This is a genomic window from Bacillus sp. M6-12 (assembly GCF_002860285.1).
Taxonomy (GTDB): Bacteria; Bacillota; Bacilli; order Bacillales; family DSM-1321; genus Peribacillus.
In genome coordinates this window covers 139,136-158,535 of sequence record NZ_PGVF01000001.1, presented here as the reverse complement: position 1 = coordinate 158,535, position 19,400 = coordinate 139,136, and the positions used below count along the sequence as shown (strand labels likewise).

Below are 19,400 nucleotides of genomic sequence, written 5' to 3'. Positions count from 1 at the left end.
TTGAGTAAATAAAAATAGACCTCCTTTTTAGGGGGTCTATCTTCTTATTATTCCCACATATCCTTCATGATTTCGTTCATTTTTTCTTTCCGTTCTTTAGTTGCCACTTTATCCAAGTTAATAACATTATCTTTTACACTTAATACGTCTCCTGCTTTTACCCCAAAAGGAAGTTCATCCAGTGGAATATCTACAAAAGAACCGTCTTCTTTTTCACAAACCGCTAATCTTCCTTCAATTCTATCTACGATATATGTCATAAGCTAACCTCCTTTTCTTTATTGTGCGGTAAATGATGTTTGAGTCTGAACGTCATTGCCATTTATATTTGCAGTTATATCAATCACAACTTCAAAGCCTGAAGAAGAGCGACCTATACGAATAGGAAGTGGTGTTCCCACTGACCCTGTATAAGTGGTATCTTTACTTTTAAAGTGCAAAACTGCTGTATAAGGTGCTCCTGTTGCCCCTGCTACGCTAAGTGTAATCGTTTCATTTTGACCAGGATTAGGATTATCTACACTCGCCTGTATGGAAGCGTCAGAGCCTTTAGATGGCGTTCCTGTTGTATTTGTTTTGGGTGCTGGTGTATTCACTGATTTAGAAGGAGCAACCGCTACTTGTGAGCTTGTTCCCCCCTTAATAAGAGAAGGTTCATTTTTAAACGTAATCTCTTTTCCATCACTAATCGCTAACACTGTTCCTTGTTTATCTGTTCGGTGTACCGTTACTCCATGTTGCTTCATTTTTTGAAGGGTTTCATCCGTAGGGTGTCCATAACGATTAGCCTCTCCTACTGAAATGACAGCATATTGTGGGTTGACCTTAGAAAGAAATGCTTCGCTGGTAGATGTATTCGCTCCATGATGACCTAACTTCAAGACATCGGCTTGTAAATCCTCACCAGATTTTATCATATCTTCTTCTGATTCAATGGTTGCATCGCCTGTAAATAAGAAACTATTTTCTCCATATTTTATTTTCAAGACTGCACTCGAAGTATTTAAATCATCTCCATAGGATGTAACTGGTGCAAGGAAGGTTGCATGGATTCCTTCTACTCCTAAATCTAATCCCGCTTTTGCTTCTTTCAATTTTAAGCCTTCGTTTTTAACTGCTACAACAAAATCCTCAAAGGTTTCTGTTGTATGTGTAATTTTCGGCATATAAACCGATTCTACTTTCATTTTTTCAAGTACAGCATCTAACCCTCCGATATGGTCAGCATCAGGGTGTGTCGCAATCATGATTTCAATATCATCCACACCATAGTTTTTCAAATATTGAACGACTTCATCCCCTTTGTCATTGTTACCCCCATCTATTAGAATATCGTCTCCTCTTGGAGTCTGAATATAGATACTATCACCTTGTCCTATATCTAAGTAATACACCTTTAAATCGCCTGATGATATAAATTTATTGGTTTCCGTTTTACTTTCTTGATTGGATTTTCCACTATCTAATTGTGTTGAAACCTCAGTTTTATTATTTGTCGTTGATTCTTGTATCGTTTCATTAGAAACTTCGCTTTGACAAGCTACTAACGAACTTGAAAGAAACAATGTCGTTAAAAGCCATCCTATTTTTTTCTTTATCATGTTATTTTCTCTCCCTTGTATATCTCTATTATTCATTATCCAACAGATTTATTATTTTGTCAATTATAATTGACATATATAAAGAATATAGAATCTTTTATTATCTAAAATATAGAGAATGTATATACAAAAGGCGTTTATATTCTAACACTTTTAGGAGGTCATGGATATGTTAAAACCAGGTAGTTTAATGAAGATTCAAAAGGGTATTTTTTATATTCTTCCTTATGAGAATATAGAAGTGGATTGGGAGAAAGTCTCAAAAGAGTTTCAATCACAATTTATATTTGCTTATGAAGAAGGGAAAATCTTATTAGAAACAAAAGGTCAGGAAAAAGAAGGTCTGAACCGTTTTGTTTTATTAGACCGTATAGCAGAAATGATAAATCAAAAGAAAATCACTATCCAACATTCTTTTAGTGATATCGTTGACGATATTCTTGAGCCTACTATGGTCGAATTAGAAATTGCGTAAGAAAACAAAGATTTGCTATTGTGTAAACAGAAAAGGCACTACAACCGTAGTGCTTTTTTATATACCTACATATTCAGGGTCATACATAATATCTTCAATGACTTTCCCCATAGGTCGTGTATTTAATTCAAATTTCTCATACGTTTGAAGCAACAGTTCTTGAATATTCATTTCTTTTAATGTTTGAATCAAAACATCAAAGTCACTTTCTTTTACATGAAAGAAGATTTGAATAAACTTGTGATTCTTTTCTACTAACCCCTTTGCTTTTTCAGTTAATTGAAAAGATGATTTTTCTATTAACTCCTTTTGTAGAAGAAAGTGAATATCTTCATGTAACTCTTTGCTGTACGCTCCTAAGTTCCAACGAACAAATTTGTAATTAAATGTTTCTGTACTTCCAATCGTTCGGATAGATTTTTGTAATCTATACACCATACACTGAAGTCGTGTTTCGCTATTCTTACATTCGTTCATAAGGAATAAAAGATACAATAAGAGCATTTTGTTTGAATATTTTCGTGATAACATTTCTTACCACCCTTTTCTACTAAAAAATCGGGAAAGCTGTTCTTTAGGACAACAACAATCCCTTACATTTTACATTCTTTTACTTTGAACTCATTTAAAGAATGATATGTCATCTGACCAGCAAATGACTGTAATAGAGCATCCCTTACAAGTTCTCCCCATTCACTTAATATTTTTTGATATTTTTTTGTATTTGGATTCCCTTTTAGTTTTACACTAAATCCATCTAAAGCATAAGTTACACTATACCCAATCACTTCACGTTTTTGATTGGGAATAGCCATTGAATAGATGGGAGCGTCTATGTTTGTCAATACGGTTAAAACGTCTGATAATTTTGTGTTAGTCATAATCTTACTCCTTATTTACTACTATTCTTATTGTGATTTTGTTAATTCTTCATATGGTGTAGGTGGGTCAAACTCTGTATCCTCTAATCGAACCAACGATACACGTTTTGCATACTGGTTCAATAAATGTTTTAATTCATCCACCGCTTCCTTAATATTTTCCTCTTCTCCATCTACGACTAAACGAATAGTGAAGTTATCTGTTTTACGACCATAATTTTCAGCTAAAATGACACATGATTGTCGTGTAATTAGTTGATGATTTACTAATTCAATAATAGAAGGAATGGTTAAGTTGGATGCATAGTACACCAATAATTCAATTTCTTTCGGGTATTTATTCATGTTATAAATTCTCCTTTTACTCTTCAATGAAGACAATCTGTTCTTCATTTGTAAAATGTAATCCTGGTTTAAATCCAAGCAATTCAGTTAGTAAGTAATTAAAGTTCGGAAAATATACTTTAAATAACTGTCCTTCATAGTCCTCTCTCACTTCATTTACTTCCTCTTGAATTTGCCATTCTGTAAAAATATGAGGAGGCACTTTTTCTAAATCATAAAAACCTACCCACAAGATACAATCTCCTTCAAATCGGTCAACAAATACCTTTTTCAAAAATGATAAGTTTCTCATAAGATGAAAGTGTATATCTGTATTTGCTTCGTTCCAAGTAAAGATAGCACTCTTTTTAATTTTCATGGTTCTTCCTCCTTTTATTAAATGGATACTGGCATTTGTTTTCCAATAACCATAGGGTTTAGAATTAAACAACTTTCACAATCCCAACCAGTGAGTTTGTATTCACGCTTTGAGAATGGATTTCTTGTTTCTTGTTGTCCTTTACTTGTTAGATAAATGACATCATAGTATTCTTTTGCTTTTTCAAATTCAAGAATGGTCGTTGTTTTGATTGGGAAGGGGTTTTCAACACTACCCACTTCATTGATTAATCGGATTAAATCTTCTTGTGAATCAATGCTATACACTCTTGCGTTTCTTTTTAAATAGAAAATAACCGCTTTTTCATTTTTAGTTTTTCCCCATATATATTCACTAAACCCTTGCCATTCGCTGTAATAATCTGTTCCAAAACGAAATGGGGAAGCCCAAAATCCACCGTCTGGTTTTGGAAAAAGAGGTGCATTTCGTATATCTTCGATTAGGTTAATATCTATATGGTTGTTTCCTATATGTAACCATTGTTTTGGTATATCCATTACAATATCTCCTTGACTTAGAAAGAGAGCAGTAACAACTACTCTCCTAATTTCTCTCTCTTTTATGTTCCTGCTTTGAATTTCTTATTCGGGTCAATAGGTTTAACCTCGACATATCCATTCTCTAAGCATATCAATTCATGATTATCACGCAAGTCGATTGCTCCAGAAGCCTCTAAGCGTTGTTCATAACAGCTTTTATCATTACAGAAGGGATTTGCCATAAGTGCTCTATGACTTCCCTTCATTTCTTTTCCACAAAACTTACACGTCATGTTGCTTTGCGTAATCGTTAGTTTTTTCAAATTCTCACTCCTTTCTTTTAATGAACTGTGTTAATATAACCTAACATTAATTCCACGAAATATCGTGCCTTACTTGGCGTTAAGAAAGTCCAATAATCATCTTGGTCATTGTCTGTGTAGCAAATATAGGAAATCTTCCCACCACCGACAGAAATGCTTCTTTCTACTTCGTCAGCAAAGACATTAATTTCTTCATGATACGCTTTATCCTCTGCTGTATATTCCAAACCCCATGCTTTTACATAAGGAATAATAGCGTTAGTTAAAGCCATTGCGTTTTCTTTACCTAAATCAAAACGGAAATGTCCTGATTTTTCTGGAATACGATTTTTTGATTCTAATATAATGGCTTTTCCATCTTCTCTTGCACGAACAATCAATTTGTCATCAGAAGATTGACAGTTAATTTCAACTGGTTCAAAGGCAATTCCGTTTTTCGCCAATCCTTTCTTTCCAGTCAATTTTCCTTTTATCTCCGTTACACCCTGAATGATTTCTTCGATATTTCCTTTAACGGATGGGTCTGCATGTTGAATCAGTTCGTCTGCAGTATCTAATAATACATGTAAAACTTTCTCTTGTTTTTTTGATAAGTATAAGTTCATGAACGCCCTTCCCCTTTTCTCTCTCTATTTTAGTCGTTCGCCTTTTTCATCAAATAAAGCAACTTCTTTTTCTTTCCCTTTTTCTGTTGTTGATACAGATACATAGCAATTGCTTTCTAATGACCAAGATTTTGCTTTTTCTAATGCTTCTTTTAATGTATTAGCAATAGTCCAGCATGGAATATGTCTATGGGAACGGTCTATGTAATAAGCTCCAATTATCATAAAAATCTCTCCTTGTGATTAGATAAAGAGGGAAACACGTCTACTAATATATAACATTATACCTCTGATTCATTAATTTGTCAATTATTTTTTACAATTAATACTGTATGTTTCATATAGTTTAGACTAAAACGGTATTCGACCATATCCCTACCTATAATGAAATATTTAAGAAACTCTTTGTATAAGATAAAAACAGACCATAAGGTTAAATTTTGAAAGAAGAGGTGTTTTAATTGAAAATTACAGAAGTTAGAATTACAAAAGCAGAAGGTCAAGGTACGTTGAAAGCATTCGCATCTGTTACATTAGACGGAGTATTTGCAGTTCATGGTATTCGTGTCGTAGAAGGGAAAAACGGATTGTTCGTTTCTATGCCAAACCGTCAAGTAAAAGAAGGCGAATACAAAGACATCGCTCACCCTGTAACAAAAGAGTTCAAACAAGAACTTTCTGACGCAGTTCTCGCTGAATTTAATAAATAAGAAGAAACAGTCCCTATCATAAGGGACTGTTTTTTTTACTCCTCTAATATACTTCGATTTTATTCGGTCTCCAAGATGCAAATCTTCCATTTATAGTTTTTTATCTCAATTCTGATAATGTACATAGAATGTTCATACTTATGGTTCATACAGTCCTAACCATTTTTAGAAGAGGTTTTTAACGAATCTCTCCCTTTAGACTATCTATAATATAAGGAAAATAAATCCTTTAAGGAGGGAATTTTTTAATGAGTTATGTAATCTTGTTTATTATTGTATTTAGTATCTGTATGTCCTTGTTTAGTATGGAACAAGATGGTTTTGATGACATTCCAAGTGAATTTGATTATATCCCTGAAATCGCTAATCTAAAGTATCAACGACAGACATATTCTTATCCTCTTTATTTAAAATATATGATATAAATAAAAAAAGAAGCTGACATAAAATCAGCTTCTCTTTTTTTGGTTACGCAAGTTTTTCAACGGAAGAAGCAAGAAGCGTTTCGTAAGTTTTACCTTCGTGCTCTCTTGTACCAAACTCACCTTTAACAGCTACTACAGAGCCTTTAGCAAGTTTTTCTACACGTTTTACTTGGTCTCCAATAACAGTTACTTCGTAGAATACAGCTTCAGAAGGAAGATTGTTTGCTACTGTGAAGTAAGCTACATCCTTTTTACCTTCACGACCAGTAAGAAGTTTAGGTTCGTTGACGATACGCCCTGCAACCACTCCTTCTACTTTTTCTACTTCGTTCACCATAGTTTTTGTTGAAAATTTCATAATTAACACACTCCTGTTTAATGTAGTTTATTTTTAAACACCTTTTACATTTCTGTATCTTCTATAATATACAGGTCATACTAAAATAATAACTTCCTTACTACAATTTTTATTGTATATAGTGCGTATAATATGTTATCTTGACTATAAACAAATAAAAGGAGATGACAAAAACGTGAAACATTTAAAAAAGACACTTATGGTTACAGCTTTGGTTTCCAGCACCCTTCTCTTTACAGCTTGTGATGCAACAGAAAACGAAGGAAAAGGAACGGAAACTGCACAAGCTCCTTCTACACAAGAGAAAGATAAGAAGGAATCGACTTCTTCTATTGTTACGGATAACAAAGAAACAGTAGCAAAAGAGGAAGAAACGAATGTTACAAAGGTAGAAGGAAATGCAAAAGAAGCTACTCCTACTCCTACTCCAACCAAAACGGATAATAGTAAACCCCCTACTACTCAAGTAGAAAAAAAGAAAACAGTGGATTTATTTAATGTAGAAGAAAACAAAGAATATGAAGCCAGTTTCCATTCTGGTTGGAAAGCCTCCCCTTCTGCTAAGAAACAAGCAACGATTGACGGAAGAGGTGAAGGTGCTGTAGAAGAAGGTCAAGCTCTTCTTGTTGTTCAGGATAAGGAAAAGGGCTACTCCAATCTCTACTCCATGAAAGAAAGCTCAAATGGTCAAAGCAGTCCTAAATATGTAGAGTGGATTGATGAAAACCGACTATATGTAATCATTGGCTTTGCTTATGGAACAGTATCAAAAGGTGGAGAATTGTATGAATTAAATCTTAGAGACCATTCGCTCACACCTGTTATTACTGGCTTGAAAGATAACGAAGAGGTTGTTTCTATTAAACAAGACAAAAAAGGAAACTTCATTTACGAAAAACACATTTATGATGATGAAAACTTAACCGTTGGACATTTTGAAGAAGGAACACTTCCGATTTCGACTACTAAATAAAAAAGGAAGGGGTATCTCAATGGGGTATCCTTTCTATTTCTTTTCACAAAGGGATAAGGAGAGATAAAATGTTGCCACATAGTTATTACATAGCCAAAAGAAAACGAAAGAAGTTTCGATTAGATAAAAAAATGTATCGTGATATTTGTGATTTAACTAAACAAATTTGGGAATCCCAAGAAGTAGAAAATTGTAAACTATTCATTAACAAAAAAGGAAATTCAGCCCTTGTTCATGGTGGTTTTGATAAAAGCGGTACAAATGCGATTATGATTGGACTTTCCCAAGACTATGAACATTATGAGAAGTTAGTTTTAACTGAACAATTTAAAGGGAGTTTCCTTCAACTGGTAAAGTTTACGATTTATCATGAAATTGGACATCAAAAGGATACTCTTCTTGCTACAATAAAACAAGAACGCTCCAAGATTAGAAGAAGTATGTTTCAAGCTCCTGATAAAGAAACCTGGGAAAAACTACGAGATGAAGTCTGGAAGAAAACGTATGAATTAGAAATGAACGCATGGAATTATGTATTACCTTATCTTTCAATGAATGAAAAAGAAGACTTTAACGCCTATGTTCAATATTGCATAAAAGGTCATAAAGAGGACTGGTATCAACATTCTTGTAAGCATTTTGGTTTTCATTTCTATTAATCTACCTATCTCTTCTTCATTGTAAGGGTTTTTATGAAAAAGGATAATTGCCATATGATATAAAAATCTAAATAAAAAGGAGATGTTTTATGAGAGCAGAAAGGGAAACGATGAAAAGAAAAAGTAAACTCCCCTATCTATTAGTGACCATTGTGATTTTTGGCATTGTGTTCTTTATGTATCATTCCCATAAAGAAAAACAAGAACGTAAGGAAGTCACACAAGCCTTACAACAATTTAAGGATGAACACAAAACCATTGAATTTCCAGAGGCGTATGACTTAAAAGAAGGCAAAGAGTGGGATTCAGGGGTTCTGGAATATGAACTGAAATCTTCTAAGAAAGATTATATTGCTCGTATTGAAAATGGAAAAGTCGTTAAATTTTTGATTAAAAAACCTGAACAACAATTATATCCTGTTGTCGTAGTAGAAAAAGAACCCTCTATTCTTGATAAAATTTTTAACAAGGATATAGATAAAGAAAAAGAGCCTGAAAAAGCCCCTGCTCCTGTTGAGAAGGAAGAACCCATGAGTAAGGTACAATATACTATTGTTATCTCTAAATTGTTAGGAGAAACATTAGTAAATATTGATGATATTCAAGTGTTAGTGGATACACCCAATGTTTCACTCAATCAGGATACACTTGATACTGCTTCTAAGTTATTGAATGAATCAGCAAATCTTTACTATGAAGCAAAACAAATTGTTCCTCCTGTTGAATGGCAACAGCTTCATCAAGATATTTTAGTTACGTGGGAGAAATATATTGTTGGAGAAAAAGGATTCGTAGATAGTATGGAGACCGCCTGGACTGCCACTACTGACGAACGAGCAAAAGCGTTGGAAGTCGTGAAGGAGAAAGGTGAACTAACAGGTGAATATAGCTTAGAATTAGGAAAGTTGATTACACGATTCTTAGGTGAATTAACTGGATTATCGAATTAAGAAAGTAAAAAAGGCATAGTCAACGTATCTTTTACGATTTCTATGCCTTTTCTCTTTAAAAGACTGTTTTTGTATAAGTTGATATAATACGGTTTCGGGAGGCGTTCAACTACCTACCGCATTCTTTTTTGACTTTAATTTTACTACAGCTATTGTTGCAGTAGCTACACTTACTAATAAGCAAAATATTGAACTGAAAATAGCAATCAAAAAATACACCCCCTTTTACCATTATTATACTATTAAATTATATTTGTAAAAACCCTTCATAAAACAACATACTTTACGATAACCAGCCTTTTAAAAGGATATTAATAATCGCACTACTTCTACAATCCCTACGGATAATCCAAATCCACTAATGAGACCTGTCATAGTACGTAAAAAATTATTACTCATTCTCCACCCTTTTAATTGGGTGTATCCGTCTAATACCATAGGAAACTGTAATAGTATCCCTACCCAAAACGGAATATCAACGAAAAACAGGAAAGGAATAAAGAGATACCCTAACAAAATGCTCAAACAACGTGAACAAATTGGCATAGGCTTCCCTTTAATATGATAACATCTTTCTGGTTTTCGATGACAAGGGACATATAAAAATAGTTCTCTTATCGCCTTTTTAAAAACTGCACCCACCACAATCCGCTCCACCACAATCCGCTCCTCCGCAATCACATTCAAAGATTTCAAAGTTTCCACATTCAATGTCAATACAATCCGCACCATCACGCTTATCCATATCAAAACCGAATCGGAAGCAATCACCTACGTCTGGACTTCCGCAATCACACGTTCCAGAATCATCATCTTTCTTTTTCTTCTTCTTTTGGTATCTCTTTTTCTTGTTTTGATAAAAATTAATAGTAAGTAAGGTAAATAGAAGTGCAATCACTCCATAGATAATCGCCATTTTTGTATTCCCATTGTAATAAGACATACCAGTGGCAATATAAAGAGTGAGGTTAATACAAAGCATAATAAAAAACAACCCGATTCCTCCTTTCCACGTATTCATAGTTTACTATATCTTTATTTCATAGACAATAGTCAATGGAAATTGTCGTGTACTTTTCTATCTAAATAATCTATTTTCTCTATCTACATACAATGTTTGTAATAAAAAAGAGACTATCTAAAAAACAGATAGTCCTTTTTTGTGATTATTTTTCAGCGATAAACAAATTACATACATATGCTTCTTGTAGCTTTTTCATTCGCTCTTCCGCTTCTTCTCTTATATCATAAGTTTTACTTTCCACTCTCATTAATCTTCCATTTTCCGCAAAAGCCACAATGCTATATTGCGTATGCTTTACTACTTCTACTTCCCCATTATTTTTTAATAGAATCGTAAACGCATAGCGTGGTGATGTTAATGTAAAACAACGGAGAATTCCTGCTTTTTGTAAAGAACACAATAATGGCTTTACTTCTCCATTAGAATAACCTTCTTTACAAAGACTTAATATCTCTTCTTTTTCATGTTCCTTACGAGTTGTTAAAATCATCACTTCGTCATTTTCTGTCTTTAATAAGTAATACATATTCTTTCCTCCTAAAATCTCTTCCCTATATAAAAATTATTTTTATAAAACACCTGTTTATGTGATTTGTTTTATTCTATGCAGTTTTTCAATATATAAAAAAGACATCTCTTATTGAGATGCCTCTTTCTTCTTCTTCTTTGGTTTTTCTTCATGTTCTGGTGTAATATCTGAAATATCTAAGAAGAACATAAACATTGGAAGCCCTACAAGCAAGCCCCAAATACCGAAAGTATGCTCTCCTACTACTAAGATAACAAACGTAAAGAAAATTGGTAATTCTGTTTTCATAGACATTAATTTAGGATTCAAAATATAGCTTTCCAGTGCATGAAGAATGACAATCATAACAACAACTAAAAGAACTTTCATGATTCCACCAATCGTAAATGCAATAATGGAAATTGGGATAAATGAAATAACTACCCCTGCTACTGGAATCAATCCTAAAATGAAAATCATAAAGCCTAATCCAATGACTTGTGAAAAGCCTAAGAAAGCCAACATGATAATAGATAGAACCGCATTAATGAATGAAATTAAAATTTGTACATTTAATACTTTCCCGAAAGAGTTTAAAAAGCTCATTCCAAATTGCTTATAATATTTGTACATCCAAGCAATCTTACTTTTTTCGATACTTTCACCGAATTTTGCAATCTTATCCTTTTCCAGAATGAAAAAGAAACTTAGTAGGAACGCTATCATAATATTTAAGCTAAATTCTCCAATATGAGGAGCATATTCCATGAACGCTTTTGTTCCTTTTGCCACATATTCATCAACCTTGATTCCTTTTACAATTCCAAATAGTCTTGGGTCAATTTTGTCTGCATAATCTTCTATTTTAAAATTGGAAATTTGTGTTCCAATCGCCATTAATTGTTTTCCTAAAATCGGAATGTACTTCACAATGGCAAGAACCAATCCACCTAAAGCAGAAAGATAAATCAATATTGTCACCAAGCTCTTTTTAATAGGTAAGACTTTACTTACCTTTGTGTAAATAAGATTTTGTAGGCTTGAAAACAGGAAGGTGAAGATAAAAGTTAAAAGCAATAAATTGAACATACTCTTTAGACTAAATAAGAATAGAATCAAAACAACAATGGCTAAAAACTTTTTTGCTCCCTCCGATTTTGCCAATTCTTTAAAAAAATTCATTTCCTACCCCTCTCTTTATTTGGTTTTTCTTCACTTTTGACACAACAAACCCTTTTATCTTTTTATCTTATAAGATTTCAAACTTTTTATAGGACAAAATGAGTTCGATGGTTTTCGAGTTAAATCCTTCCTTTAAATTCTATCATATTCATTGACAATAGTCTATGTTTTAAATATAATTGACTAAGATAAATCAAAGGAGGATATACTATATGCAATTTATACAAGCACATTTAAAAACAGGAAAAACCATTGTTGGGTATGTAACAAATACATACGGAAGCCAAATTCAAATGTTATCTTTTAAAGACGAAACACTTACTTTCACTTCCTTTTCTAAATCAGCATTAGATAAAATGGAGGAACTTCGACCTCTTACAGAGAAAGAAATTTCATTACTGGAATATTACATCTCTTATTCAAAAGAAATTTCCGAAACAGAATATAAGATTCGTAAACTTCAATCTCACAAAGATGAAATAAGTCTTCAACGTGATAAGAAAGTAGAAGAATTACTTGAACAAGCCCTGATTTCTGAACGCAAGGATAATGCTATTCTCTCTGTTTCCGATATTGAAAACTTACTCACAGAAACAGGATATAAAAATCTATTCCTGCTTCAACGCTATGGATTGCTTCTATTAGGTGAATTTGAAGAGGTTATTTATATTGACGAACGGAAAGAACTTGTTCCACTTATGCTTAAACAAGCGAAATTTGTAGCTTCTCTTTTAAATGATACGAACCTGACAAAAGAAGTAGCGTTTGCTTTCTTAAATCGTTTTGGTCAAGAAGCGATTCATGAACGACTATCTTCTGGTCAAAAACAAGAAGAAAAGTCCGAAAAAAAGGTAGAAAAAGAGAAAAAAGCACTAAACTTTGCAGATATTAAAGATAAATTAAATGAACATGGGTATCAGGCTTTGAAAAAACTTCAAGAAACACGCCTTCTTACAATTCATGAAGATGGCACAATGGATTTTGGAGAAATTGGAAAAGTTCCAATGCTTCAAGACATGCTAAATCATCCGAAATTATTGGTAGACGTACTAAATCAACCCCTACCAGCTCTGCCAATTAATATGATTCCATTCCCAATTGGGAAAAATCTTGGTGGAATATTGAAAGAAATAGAAAAGCAATTCCGCAACGATTCACCAGATAAAAAATAACCGTAATAATCATTACGGTTTTTTTTTACAAATATTGAATGGATTTAAATGACAAAAAACTGATAAAAAGGAGAATTTATATGAAGAAACTATTGGTTGGACTATTAACTGCACTTGTGTTAGCTGGTTGTAGTGCTGGTCAAGAAACAACTGATAAAAACAAACAAAATATAACCCCTGTTGCTCAAGAGCAACAAGTTGAACAACATGTACAAGTAACCATTACAAAAGAAAATGGAAAAGAGGAACTTTCCAACAAAAATATCGAATTTAAAGAAGGACAATCTTTAATCGAGGTAATGGAAAAAAACTTTGATTTAGAAACTGCTTATGAAGGTACATTTATTACAGGCATCAACGGTGTAATAGCAGACGAATCACAACAATATGCTTGGATGTATTCTATCAATAGTGAAGAAGCAACTGTAGGAGCGAATGACTACGTTCTTAAAAATGGAGATGTAATTCAATTCGACTTGCATAAGTGGTAAACCTATGAGTACCAAAAAGATAGCGTACTTATCTATCTTAATTGCCCTATCAGTTGTGGGTAGAATTTATTTTGGCTTCGTTCCAAATGTTCAGCCTACAACTGTTATTATTATCATTACTGCCATATTTTTAGGTGCAAGAAATGGCATGACCATTGCAGTCCTAAGTGCAATTCTTAGTAATCTTATTATGGGAATGGGTATATGGACAATAGGACAAGTAATCGCTTGGGCGTTTATTGGTGGAGTAAGTGGACTGATAGGAAAGAAAATAGAGAAGATTCCTTTTCTGATAATGGCTTTCTATGCAGGGCTAACAGGAATGGTATATGGATTTATTTTATCCCTTTTTTATTTCTTCATAGAAAACAATCATTTCATTGCTTACTATATAGCTGGAGTGCCATTTGATTTAGCACATTCCATCGGAAATGTTGTATTTTATATCATTCTTTATCCTATCCTATCCAAATTACTTAAACAATTTAAGGTTAAAGAAAAAGTAACTTAATCAGAATCCCTATGGACTTCCTTTTTCGGGAAGTCTATTTTTATATACATAAATCAGGCAAATGGATAAACAGGGTAATTCTATTTATTAAAAGCAGTTAGGAGTTTTGTTCCTAACTGCTCTTAATGTGATGATGGAATTTAAATATCGGGAAGAAAAAGGTTTTGGGGATTAGAAGGTATAATCTTGAGGCACATATACGGTAATATCATAATATCCTTTTTGTATATCATAACCTAAATCTTGTTCGAGGTATTTATAGCCAACATAAGGTTGTTCTCCTGGTGATAAAGTCGTTTTAACTTCATAAGAACCTTCATATTTTTTTACGCCTTCTCCATCTTTAACAATAATGGTTGCAATATTTCTATATCTTCCAACACCAAAGCTGACCCCCATAATTGCCTTTTTGCTCTCTTCTAAACTTTCAATATAAGGAAGAGCAATTTCATTCTCCCATTTTTCAACCGAATTTGAACGCTGAATCATGCCTGTCATAAACAGAATAATCATCGTGAGCATGGATAGTGCATAAAATCCACCTAAAATACTCACTAACATACTTCTCTCTCCTTGTTTGTTCTTATTAACCATCAAAATAATAAGTACAAGTAAAATGGATAATCCGAAAATAACGAAAGACCATAGAACAAGGGGTGAGGAGATGTTTTCTCCTAAACTAATTACTTCATTTGCTGTCATTTCATTCCTCCTTTTAAAGATAAGGAAATATCCCTTTCCCTTACAATAAACTAATAAAAGTATATCATGGCATTAACGAAAATACCAATAATTATTGACTATAAGCAATATGATATACTATACTTTTATTAAGGAGGAATGTTATGAGCTTACTTATTATTGGATTAGTCGTACTATTTATTGTTTTTACGGTTAAAAAGAAGAAGAAAAATAAAAGAATAACATTTATACAGCAAATGAAAGTTCCAGATTCTTTAGGTTATCGAAAAGAAATTCCTTTAGAAGCTACTGTATGGAAATTAAATCAAGCATTTGATTCTCACTTTGAAGGAAGAGTTAAGCAACGCTATATGGATGAACACCAAAGTAAACTCTTAGTTGACCATGAATACAATCTATTATCCTTAGAATTAAAACGATTCTTTGTGATGTGTTCGCTTTTAAAGAATGTACCTATGTTTAGCGAAAGAGTAGATGACATTTGGCATGAAATGTTGATGTTTACGAAAGAATATGACCAATTTTCTAATCAATTTTACGGTCAATTCCTTCACCATGAACCAGTGGAAAAGAAAGTTCCTCAACCAGACAGTCGTGCATTTTTTGATTTGATTTATAGTCATCTCTTTGAATTTACACCTTATACGTCATTAGCGTGGGGAGGATTTTATCGTAATCCATTAAACAGACAACAAATTGGAGAGATTAACACTTCTTCTGTTGCTGAATTAAAACAACGCTATTTTCGTGAAAATGCGAATGATGAATTGGTTACTGCACTGATTTTAAGTCTTAAAAAGACCATTCGTGATTCTCTTGCACAAAAAAGTGTTAAAATTGAACAAAAACATTATCGAAACATTCAAGAGTATTCTCCTCTATTGGTTTCTGGTATGATTTTTTATTCCGTTTATGCTCCTGATAATTACGACAAATATATGCTTCCAGTCCATGCCTCTGCTTCTTCTAACTGCAGTAGCGGTTGTGGAACTGGAATGGATACAGGCGGTGGAGATAGTAGTAGTTGTGGTAGCAGTTGCGGAAGCAGTTGTGGTGGAGGTTGTGGAGGCTCTTAATAGCCCTAACAAAAAGAAACTGGATAATATATATCCAGTTCTTTTTTATGTCTTAAATCGGATAGACTTTTCCTATATTCATGAACTCATTCATTTGGCACTCTGGAATATCTACGTGACATAGATTTAATCCAGAGTGGTTTGATAAAAAAGATTGTATCCCTTCTTCATAAATAGGAGATAAAGAACTTGATACTAAAATCCCTTTTTGATATTTAGAAAAACAAGTTTCATTCCAAACACTATCTTTTTCAAATAAGAAAATAAACAATTCTTCAATGCCTATTTCTGATTTTTGTTCCTTAAACATTTGAACCATGCGGTCAAAGTTTTGATTATATGTTGGATAGACCAGTGACTTATAATTCATAATAAGATTCTGTCTCCCTTCTTTTATCCTTATAGAGTCAACGATATTCTCGAAATACGTTTTTTATACTATGATATAATTTGTTGGCAATAGATGATAAATTTGTAAATAACCCTCTTATATAGTATATAAAATTAGCAGGGAAATTGATATACAAATAAGAACAAGAGTTTGTTTTTTAAGTAAAAAAACTGCCATGAAAACCATGACAGCTTTTGGATTACGTATTTATCTTTTCCTTTCCCCAAGGTAAGCACCGCTCAACGATAATGGCTAATACAACCACGCTAATATCATGCCATAGATTCATCGTAAGTTCATGATGAACAAAATAATCTATCCCACACCAATAAGATGCAAGAAAAAAAGCAATGACGATAGTACGTTTAAAACGAGTTTTTCCTGTTTGTTTGAAAAACTCATTTCTAACTGATTGTAATAATTTCATATTATCTCCTACTTTTCCTTTGTTTCCAACAAGCTCTTAAACTCGAATTTTTCATAAATTTCTTTTCTTCCCATTTTATCAATGTTTAGTTCTAAATCTTCTAACTTAACATCTTGCAATGCTTCCATTTCACAATGAATCGTGGCTAACTTTTTACTTAATAGAGCCGATTCTTTTCCAACTAATTCTGTATCAGATGTTTTCATCATATACGAATAAGGATTACGAATACCAAGCTCTTTAAAGAAGGCTTTCATTTCTTTATCATTGGTTTCTTCTAAATACTCATAGATTCCTTCTACCGTCTGAAATTCACAAAGAAGCGGTACAACTGATTTATCCCCTACCCCTTTTACACCAGGAATATTATCAGAAGTATCTCCACAAATCCCCTTCAAGTCAATCATTTGTTTGGGTGTAATTCCATAAAAGTGTTTCATATAGTCAGGTGTAAATTCAAATACATTATCAGGAAGACTAAATATACTTGTATTAACACCCACTTCCTCATACATTTTTTGTGCATTTGAAGTCATTAACCAAACACGAGTCTTTTCACTAATAAGCTGTAAGGCATCTTGGTCTTTTGTTAAAATAAACACTGGTATTGTATCTTCAAATTTTTTAGAAAAAGTTCCAAGTATATCATCTGCTTCGTATCCATCTATCACAAATTGTTGAATGTTCATTTTTCTTAATACTTCTTGTGCAATCGGAAATTGTGACTTTAACTCTGGTCTTGTTGCAGAACGATTTGCTTTGTATTGAGGATAAAACTGTCGTCTAAACGTATTTCTGTTTAAATCCCAAGCCACCGCTAAGTAGGTTGGCTTTTGTTTTTCAATGATTTTTTCCAATGTTTTCATCATTGTGAAAACGCCATTTGTATATTGACCATCACTTGTTTGAGCTAATTTTGGTAAAGCTCTATCTCTTTCTTCATCATTTTTTGCAAATTTATACTCTTTCGGTAAAAAACCAAAAAAACTGGTTGTTAATAAACTTGAACCATCAATGATTAGTAATTTTTTCGCCATATTATTAATCTCCTTTTTGTTCCTTATTCAAATTATAACACGAATATAGTCAATGGTAAAACTCTATTTGACAATAAAATACATAGAGGAAAAATCCTCTATGCGATAAGAGATATTAATTGAGTAGATATATCTTCGTCATAAGCAGACTTTCCATTTTCAGGCTCACGATATACTTTCAATTGCTGAATCTCATAACCTAATGACTGAATAGCTTGTATCGCTTTTTTTAGTTGTTGTCTTTGTTTTCCATGCAAAGCATCGTCATCTTCCAAATGAATACGCTTGTCCAGAGAATCCCAATGACAAATTTGATACAAATGTATTCCATCTTTCACATAATTAATGTCTACCATAGCCGAATACCCATCATATTTCATCCAAACATGATAGTTTCCACAAGTATGCTCTGCTACATCAGATTGCCCTTCTAACACCTTTTGTAATGCTGATTGAATATAGTTCGCCATTTCAATTCCCCCTATTAGATACATTCTGCAATAGAAATCCTATTTTTTGTCCTTCTTTTTATTATAGAAATGCTGGTTCTTATCATTCCATTTTAAAAATGTACATGAAAAAAGGACTTAAAAAATAAGTCCCTTTCTCAATCCCCAATTATATAAAAGTTGTTACAAATGTACCTATATAAAAAATGTTTGTCTTGCCTATATAAAAATTAATATACTTTGTTGCTTTTTCTGTCGATATATACTCTTTTTTCATGTTCTTGGTAATTGTTATCCATATACACTTTGCGAATAACTGTAATCAAAATTAACACCGCAACCCCATTTTGCTGATGCATTTTACATACTAACGCAAGAGTGTGTTTGTCATTGACCATAACAAATTCCTCACCATTTTTTACTTTGAAAAGAATATCGCTTTTATCCCAAAGTAAGTTTTGAACTAAACTCCATTCACAATCACGACCTTCTGAATCATTCATACGGTCATTAGAGTGTTTTGTAAGAGCTACTTTTAATACCAGTTCTTCTGGTTCTAACCCATCTTCAATATCTTCTGCTGAAAGAGTTTCCTCAATCAATACATCCTTAACCTCAACAAAATCTCTGTTCAAGTCGTACTCAAATTTCACTGCCACCGTAATTCTCTCCTTTTTGTAAGTAAATTCCCTAATGGAAAACCTGTTTTGTATATAAACTGATATATTATATACGCCATTCTTCAAAGATATAAAAAAAGAGCCTACTCTTTTCGAGTTAAGCCCTTTTCGATTTAAAATAAAGATAATTGATAGAAAATATCTGCTTCAGTAAATACAATACATTCTGACTGACAGAAAGAATCCTGAAAGTCATTTGGCATTGGTTGAACCGTTAATTCTTCATTGCACAATTCAGGTTTTCCAAACGTAATATGGAAAATCGTTTGGGATTCAAAATGATAAAGAGATATATCCATAGGCAGAGAGCAGGTTTCTCCAACGACTTCTCTTAACTTTCGGATTAATTTTTCGGCTTGTTTTGTATTGCTTACAATCACCATATCAATGTCTGAATCATCAAACCGAGTACCCTTGGCACGAGAACCATACAGCATAATTTTCTCTATTTTTTCTTTCTTAATAAACTCTTGTAGACGTTCTGCAGGAACTAATTTTACAAAATCCTGATAAATTTGTTCTACGATGTCTTGTTGCATTTGATATTCTTCACAGATTTTTAGTTCCATGTTTCTTCTCTCTCCTTT

The 19,400-nt window shown here is 32.8% G+C and carries 32 protein-coding genes; 10 read left to right on the top strand and 22 right to left on the bottom strand.

All coding sequences use genetic code 11. The features are described 5' to 3' along the window. Positions 1-47: 47 nt before the first annotated feature. Both CVD28_RS01205 and CVD28_RS01200 read right to left on the bottom strand, forming a co-directional pair. Entirely contained in the window at positions 48-260 is a 213-nt protein-coding gene (locus CVD28_RS01205; RefSeq protein WP_101590433.1) for a DUF3006 domain-containing protein, read from the bottom strand. Positions 261-278: 18 nt separating this feature from the next. After that, positions 279-1,601, bottom strand: coding sequence for a ComEC/Rec2 family competence protein (locus CVD28_RS01200; protein WP_101590432.1), 1,323 nt, complete (start codon positions 1,599-1,601; stop codon positions 279-281). A gap of 169 nt (positions 1,602-1,770) precedes the next feature. On the opposite strand from CVD28_RS01200, the gene CVD28_RS01195 reads away from it, so the two are divergent. Then, positions 1,771-2,076 (top strand): hypothetical protein, encoded by a 306-nt coding sequence (locus tag CVD28_RS01195; protein ID WP_101590431.1) that lies wholly within the window; start codon positions 1,771-1,773, stop codon positions 2,074-2,076. Positions 2,077-2,133: 57 nt separating this feature from the next. Here CVD28_RS01195 and CVD28_RS01190 read toward each other — a convergent pair whose 3' ends face one another. The 8 genes from CVD28_RS01190 to CVD28_RS01155 form a co-directional block, all read right to left on the bottom strand. Further along, a complete protein-coding gene (locus CVD28_RS01190; RefSeq protein WP_180953831.1) occupies positions 2,134-2,514 on the bottom strand; it encodes a hypothetical protein in 381 nt (126 codons plus the stop codon). A gap of 155 nt (positions 2,515-2,669) precedes the next feature. Further along, positions 2,670-2,957: a hypothetical protein gene (locus CVD28_RS01185; protein WP_101590429.1), complete on the bottom strand. Its 288-nt coding sequence runs from the start codon at positions 2,955-2,957 to the stop codon at positions 2,670-2,672. A 27-nt stretch (positions 2,958-2,984) separates the two neighbouring features. After that, positions 2,985-3,350 (bottom strand): hypothetical protein, encoded by a 366-nt coding sequence (locus tag CVD28_RS01180; protein WP_142384705.1) that lies wholly within the window; start codon positions 3,348-3,350, stop codon positions 2,985-2,987. Then, a complete protein-coding gene (locus CVD28_RS01175) occupies positions 3,319-3,660 on the bottom strand; it encodes a hypothetical protein (RefSeq protein ID WP_101590427.1) in 342 nt (113 codons plus the stop codon). Before CVD28_RS01175 ends, CVD28_RS01180 begins: the two co-directional genes overlap by 32 nt. A gap of 17 nt (positions 3,661-3,677) precedes the next feature. Further along, positions 3,678-4,178: a hypothetical protein gene (locus tag CVD28_RS01170; protein WP_101590426.1), complete on the bottom strand. Its 501-nt coding sequence runs from the start codon at positions 4,176-4,178 to the stop codon at positions 3,678-3,680. A 62-nt stretch (positions 4,179-4,240) separates the two neighbouring features. Beyond that, positions 4,241-4,483, bottom strand: a complete 243-nt coding sequence (locus CVD28_RS01165) for a hypothetical protein (protein WP_257985721.1) — start codon at positions 4,481-4,483, stop codon at positions 4,241-4,243. A gap of 17 nt (positions 4,484-4,500) precedes the next feature. Beyond that, a complete protein-coding gene (locus CVD28_RS01160; RefSeq protein WP_101590425.1) occupies positions 4,501-5,088 on the bottom strand; it encodes a hypothetical protein in 588 nt (195 codons plus the stop codon). A 24-nt stretch (positions 5,089-5,112) separates the two neighbouring features. Continuing rightward, entirely contained in the window at positions 5,113-5,313 is a 201-nt protein-coding gene (locus tag CVD28_RS01155) for a hypothetical protein (RefSeq protein ID WP_101590424.1), read from the bottom strand. Between the two features lie 236 nt (positions 5,314-5,549). Between CVD28_RS01155 and spoVG the strand changes: the two genes are divergently transcribed. Continuing rightward, positions 5,550-5,798, top strand: a complete 249-nt coding sequence (spoVG, locus tag CVD28_RS01150; protein ID WP_101590423.1) for a septation regulator SpoVG — start codon at positions 5,550-5,552, stop codon at positions 5,796-5,798. 248 nt (positions 5,799-6,046) lie between these two features. Then, positions 6,047-6,223, top strand: coding sequence for a hypothetical protein (locus CVD28_RS27685; RefSeq protein ID WP_180953830.1), 177 nt, complete (start codon positions 6,047-6,049; stop codon positions 6,221-6,223). A 43-nt stretch (positions 6,224-6,266) separates the two neighbouring features. Here the strand turns inward: CVD28_RS27685 and CVD28_RS01145 are convergent, their stop codons facing one another. After that, positions 6,267-6,581: a single-stranded DNA-binding protein gene (locus CVD28_RS01145; protein ID WP_101590422.1), complete on the bottom strand. Its 315-nt coding sequence runs from the start codon at positions 6,579-6,581 to the stop codon at positions 6,267-6,269. Positions 6,582-6,756: 175 nt separating this feature from the next. Between CVD28_RS01145 and CVD28_RS01140 the strand changes: the two genes are divergently transcribed. From CVD28_RS01140 to CVD28_RS01130, 3 genes are all read left to right on the top strand, one after another. Further along, positions 6,757-7,554 (top strand): DUF4652 domain-containing protein, encoded by a 798-nt coding sequence (locus CVD28_RS01140; protein WP_101590421.1) that lies wholly within the window; start codon positions 6,757-6,759, stop codon positions 7,552-7,554. 68 nt (positions 7,555-7,622) lie between these two features. Next, entirely contained in the window at positions 7,623-8,213 is a 591-nt protein-coding gene (locus tag CVD28_RS01135; RefSeq protein ID WP_101590420.1) for a hypothetical protein, read from the top strand. A gap of 89 nt (positions 8,214-8,302) precedes the next feature. Then, positions 8,303-9,163 carry a hypothetical protein gene (locus CVD28_RS01130; protein ID WP_101590419.1) on the top strand — a complete coding sequence of 287 codons (861 nt, stop codon included), beginning with the start codon at positions 8,303-8,305 and terminating at the stop codon, positions 9,161-9,163. Positions 9,164-9,463: 300 nt separating this feature from the next. On the opposite strand, the gene CVD28_RS01125 is transcribed toward CVD28_RS01130, so the two are convergent. The 4 genes from CVD28_RS01125 to CVD28_RS01115 all read right to left on the bottom strand — a co-directional run bounded on the left by CVD28_RS01125 (position 9,464) and on the right by CVD28_RS01115 (position 11,877). Continuing rightward, positions 9,464-9,820: a DUF2085 domain-containing protein gene (locus CVD28_RS01125; RefSeq protein ID WP_180953829.1), complete on the bottom strand. Its 357-nt coding sequence runs from the start codon at positions 9,818-9,820 to the stop codon at positions 9,464-9,466. Next, positions 9,789-10,157 carry a hypothetical protein gene (locus CVD28_RS27435; RefSeq protein ID WP_142384703.1) on the bottom strand — a complete coding sequence of 123 codons (369 nt, stop codon included), beginning with the start codon at positions 10,155-10,157 and terminating at the stop codon, positions 9,789-9,791. The genes CVD28_RS01125 and CVD28_RS27435 overlap by 32 nt, the downstream gene beginning before the upstream one ends. Before the next feature lie 172 nt (positions 10,158-10,329). Next, positions 10,330-10,713: a hypothetical protein gene (locus CVD28_RS01120; protein WP_101590417.1), complete on the bottom strand. Its 384-nt coding sequence runs from the start codon at positions 10,711-10,713 to the stop codon at positions 10,330-10,332. A gap of 111 nt (positions 10,714-10,824) precedes the next feature. After that, a complete protein-coding gene (locus CVD28_RS01115) occupies positions 10,825-11,877 on the bottom strand; it encodes an AI-2E family transporter (protein WP_101590416.1) in 1,053 nt (350 codons plus the stop codon). 212 nt (positions 11,878-12,089) lie between these two features. Between CVD28_RS01115 and CVD28_RS01110 the strand changes: the two genes are divergently transcribed. The 3 genes from CVD28_RS01110 to CVD28_RS01100 all read left to right on the top strand — a co-directional run bounded on the left by CVD28_RS01110 (position 12,090) and on the right by CVD28_RS01100 (position 14,051). Beyond that, positions 12,090-13,049 (top strand): hypothetical protein, encoded by a 960-nt coding sequence (locus tag CVD28_RS01110; protein WP_101590415.1) that lies wholly within the window; start codon positions 12,090-12,092, stop codon positions 13,047-13,049. Between the two features lie 80 nt (positions 13,050-13,129). Continuing rightward, positions 13,130-13,540 (top strand): DUF4430 domain-containing protein, encoded by a 411-nt coding sequence (locus tag CVD28_RS01105; RefSeq protein WP_180953828.1) that lies wholly within the window; start codon positions 13,130-13,132, stop codon positions 13,538-13,540. Positions 13,541-13,544: 4 nt separating this feature from the next. Continuing rightward, entirely contained in the window at positions 13,545-14,051 is a 507-nt protein-coding gene (locus CVD28_RS01100) for an ECF transporter S component (RefSeq protein ID WP_101590413.1), read from the top strand. Between the two features lie 171 nt (positions 14,052-14,222). On the opposite strand, the gene CVD28_RS01095 is transcribed toward CVD28_RS01100, so the two are convergent. Continuing rightward, positions 14,223-14,753 (bottom strand): hypothetical protein, encoded by a 531-nt coding sequence (locus CVD28_RS01095; RefSeq protein ID WP_101590412.1) that lies wholly within the window; start codon positions 14,751-14,753, stop codon positions 14,223-14,225. Between the two features lie 143 nt (positions 14,754-14,896). On the opposite strand from CVD28_RS01095, the gene CVD28_RS01090 reads away from it, so the two are divergent. Next, positions 14,897-15,829, top strand: a complete 933-nt coding sequence (locus CVD28_RS01090; protein ID WP_101590411.1) for a hypothetical protein — start codon at positions 14,897-14,899, stop codon at positions 15,827-15,829. A 52-nt stretch (positions 15,830-15,881) separates the two neighbouring features. On the opposite strand, the gene CVD28_RS01085 is transcribed toward CVD28_RS01090, so the two are convergent. From CVD28_RS01085 to CVD28_RS01060, 6 genes are all read right to left on the bottom strand, one after another. Beyond that, positions 15,882-16,199, bottom strand: a complete 318-nt coding sequence (locus CVD28_RS01085; protein WP_101590410.1) for a hypothetical protein — start codon at positions 16,197-16,199, stop codon at positions 15,882-15,884. A 220-nt stretch (positions 16,200-16,419) separates the two neighbouring features. Next, positions 16,420-16,647: a hypothetical protein gene (locus CVD28_RS01080; RefSeq protein WP_101590409.1), complete on the bottom strand. Its 228-nt coding sequence runs from the start codon at positions 16,645-16,647 to the stop codon at positions 16,420-16,422. Between the two features lie 8 nt (positions 16,648-16,655). Beyond that, positions 16,656-17,684, bottom strand: a complete 1,029-nt coding sequence (locus CVD28_RS01075; protein WP_101590408.1) for a 5'-3' exonuclease — start codon at positions 17,682-17,684, stop codon at positions 16,656-16,658. Between the two features lie 98 nt (positions 17,685-17,782). Beyond that, positions 17,783-18,154 carry a hypothetical protein gene (locus CVD28_RS01070; RefSeq protein ID WP_101590407.1) on the bottom strand — a complete coding sequence of 124 codons (372 nt, stop codon included), beginning with the start codon at positions 18,152-18,154 and terminating at the stop codon, positions 17,783-17,785. 209 nt (positions 18,155-18,363) lie between these two features. Further along, positions 18,364-18,792, bottom strand: a complete 429-nt coding sequence (locus CVD28_RS01065) for a hypothetical protein (RefSeq protein WP_101590406.1) — start codon at positions 18,790-18,792, stop codon at positions 18,364-18,366. Between the two features lie 134 nt (positions 18,793-18,926). Then, positions 18,927-19,382: a nucleotidyltransferase domain-containing protein gene (locus CVD28_RS01060; protein ID WP_101590405.1), complete on the bottom strand. Its 456-nt coding sequence runs from the start codon at positions 19,380-19,382 to the stop codon at positions 18,927-18,929. Between the last annotated feature and the right edge of the window lie 18 nt (positions 19,383-19,400).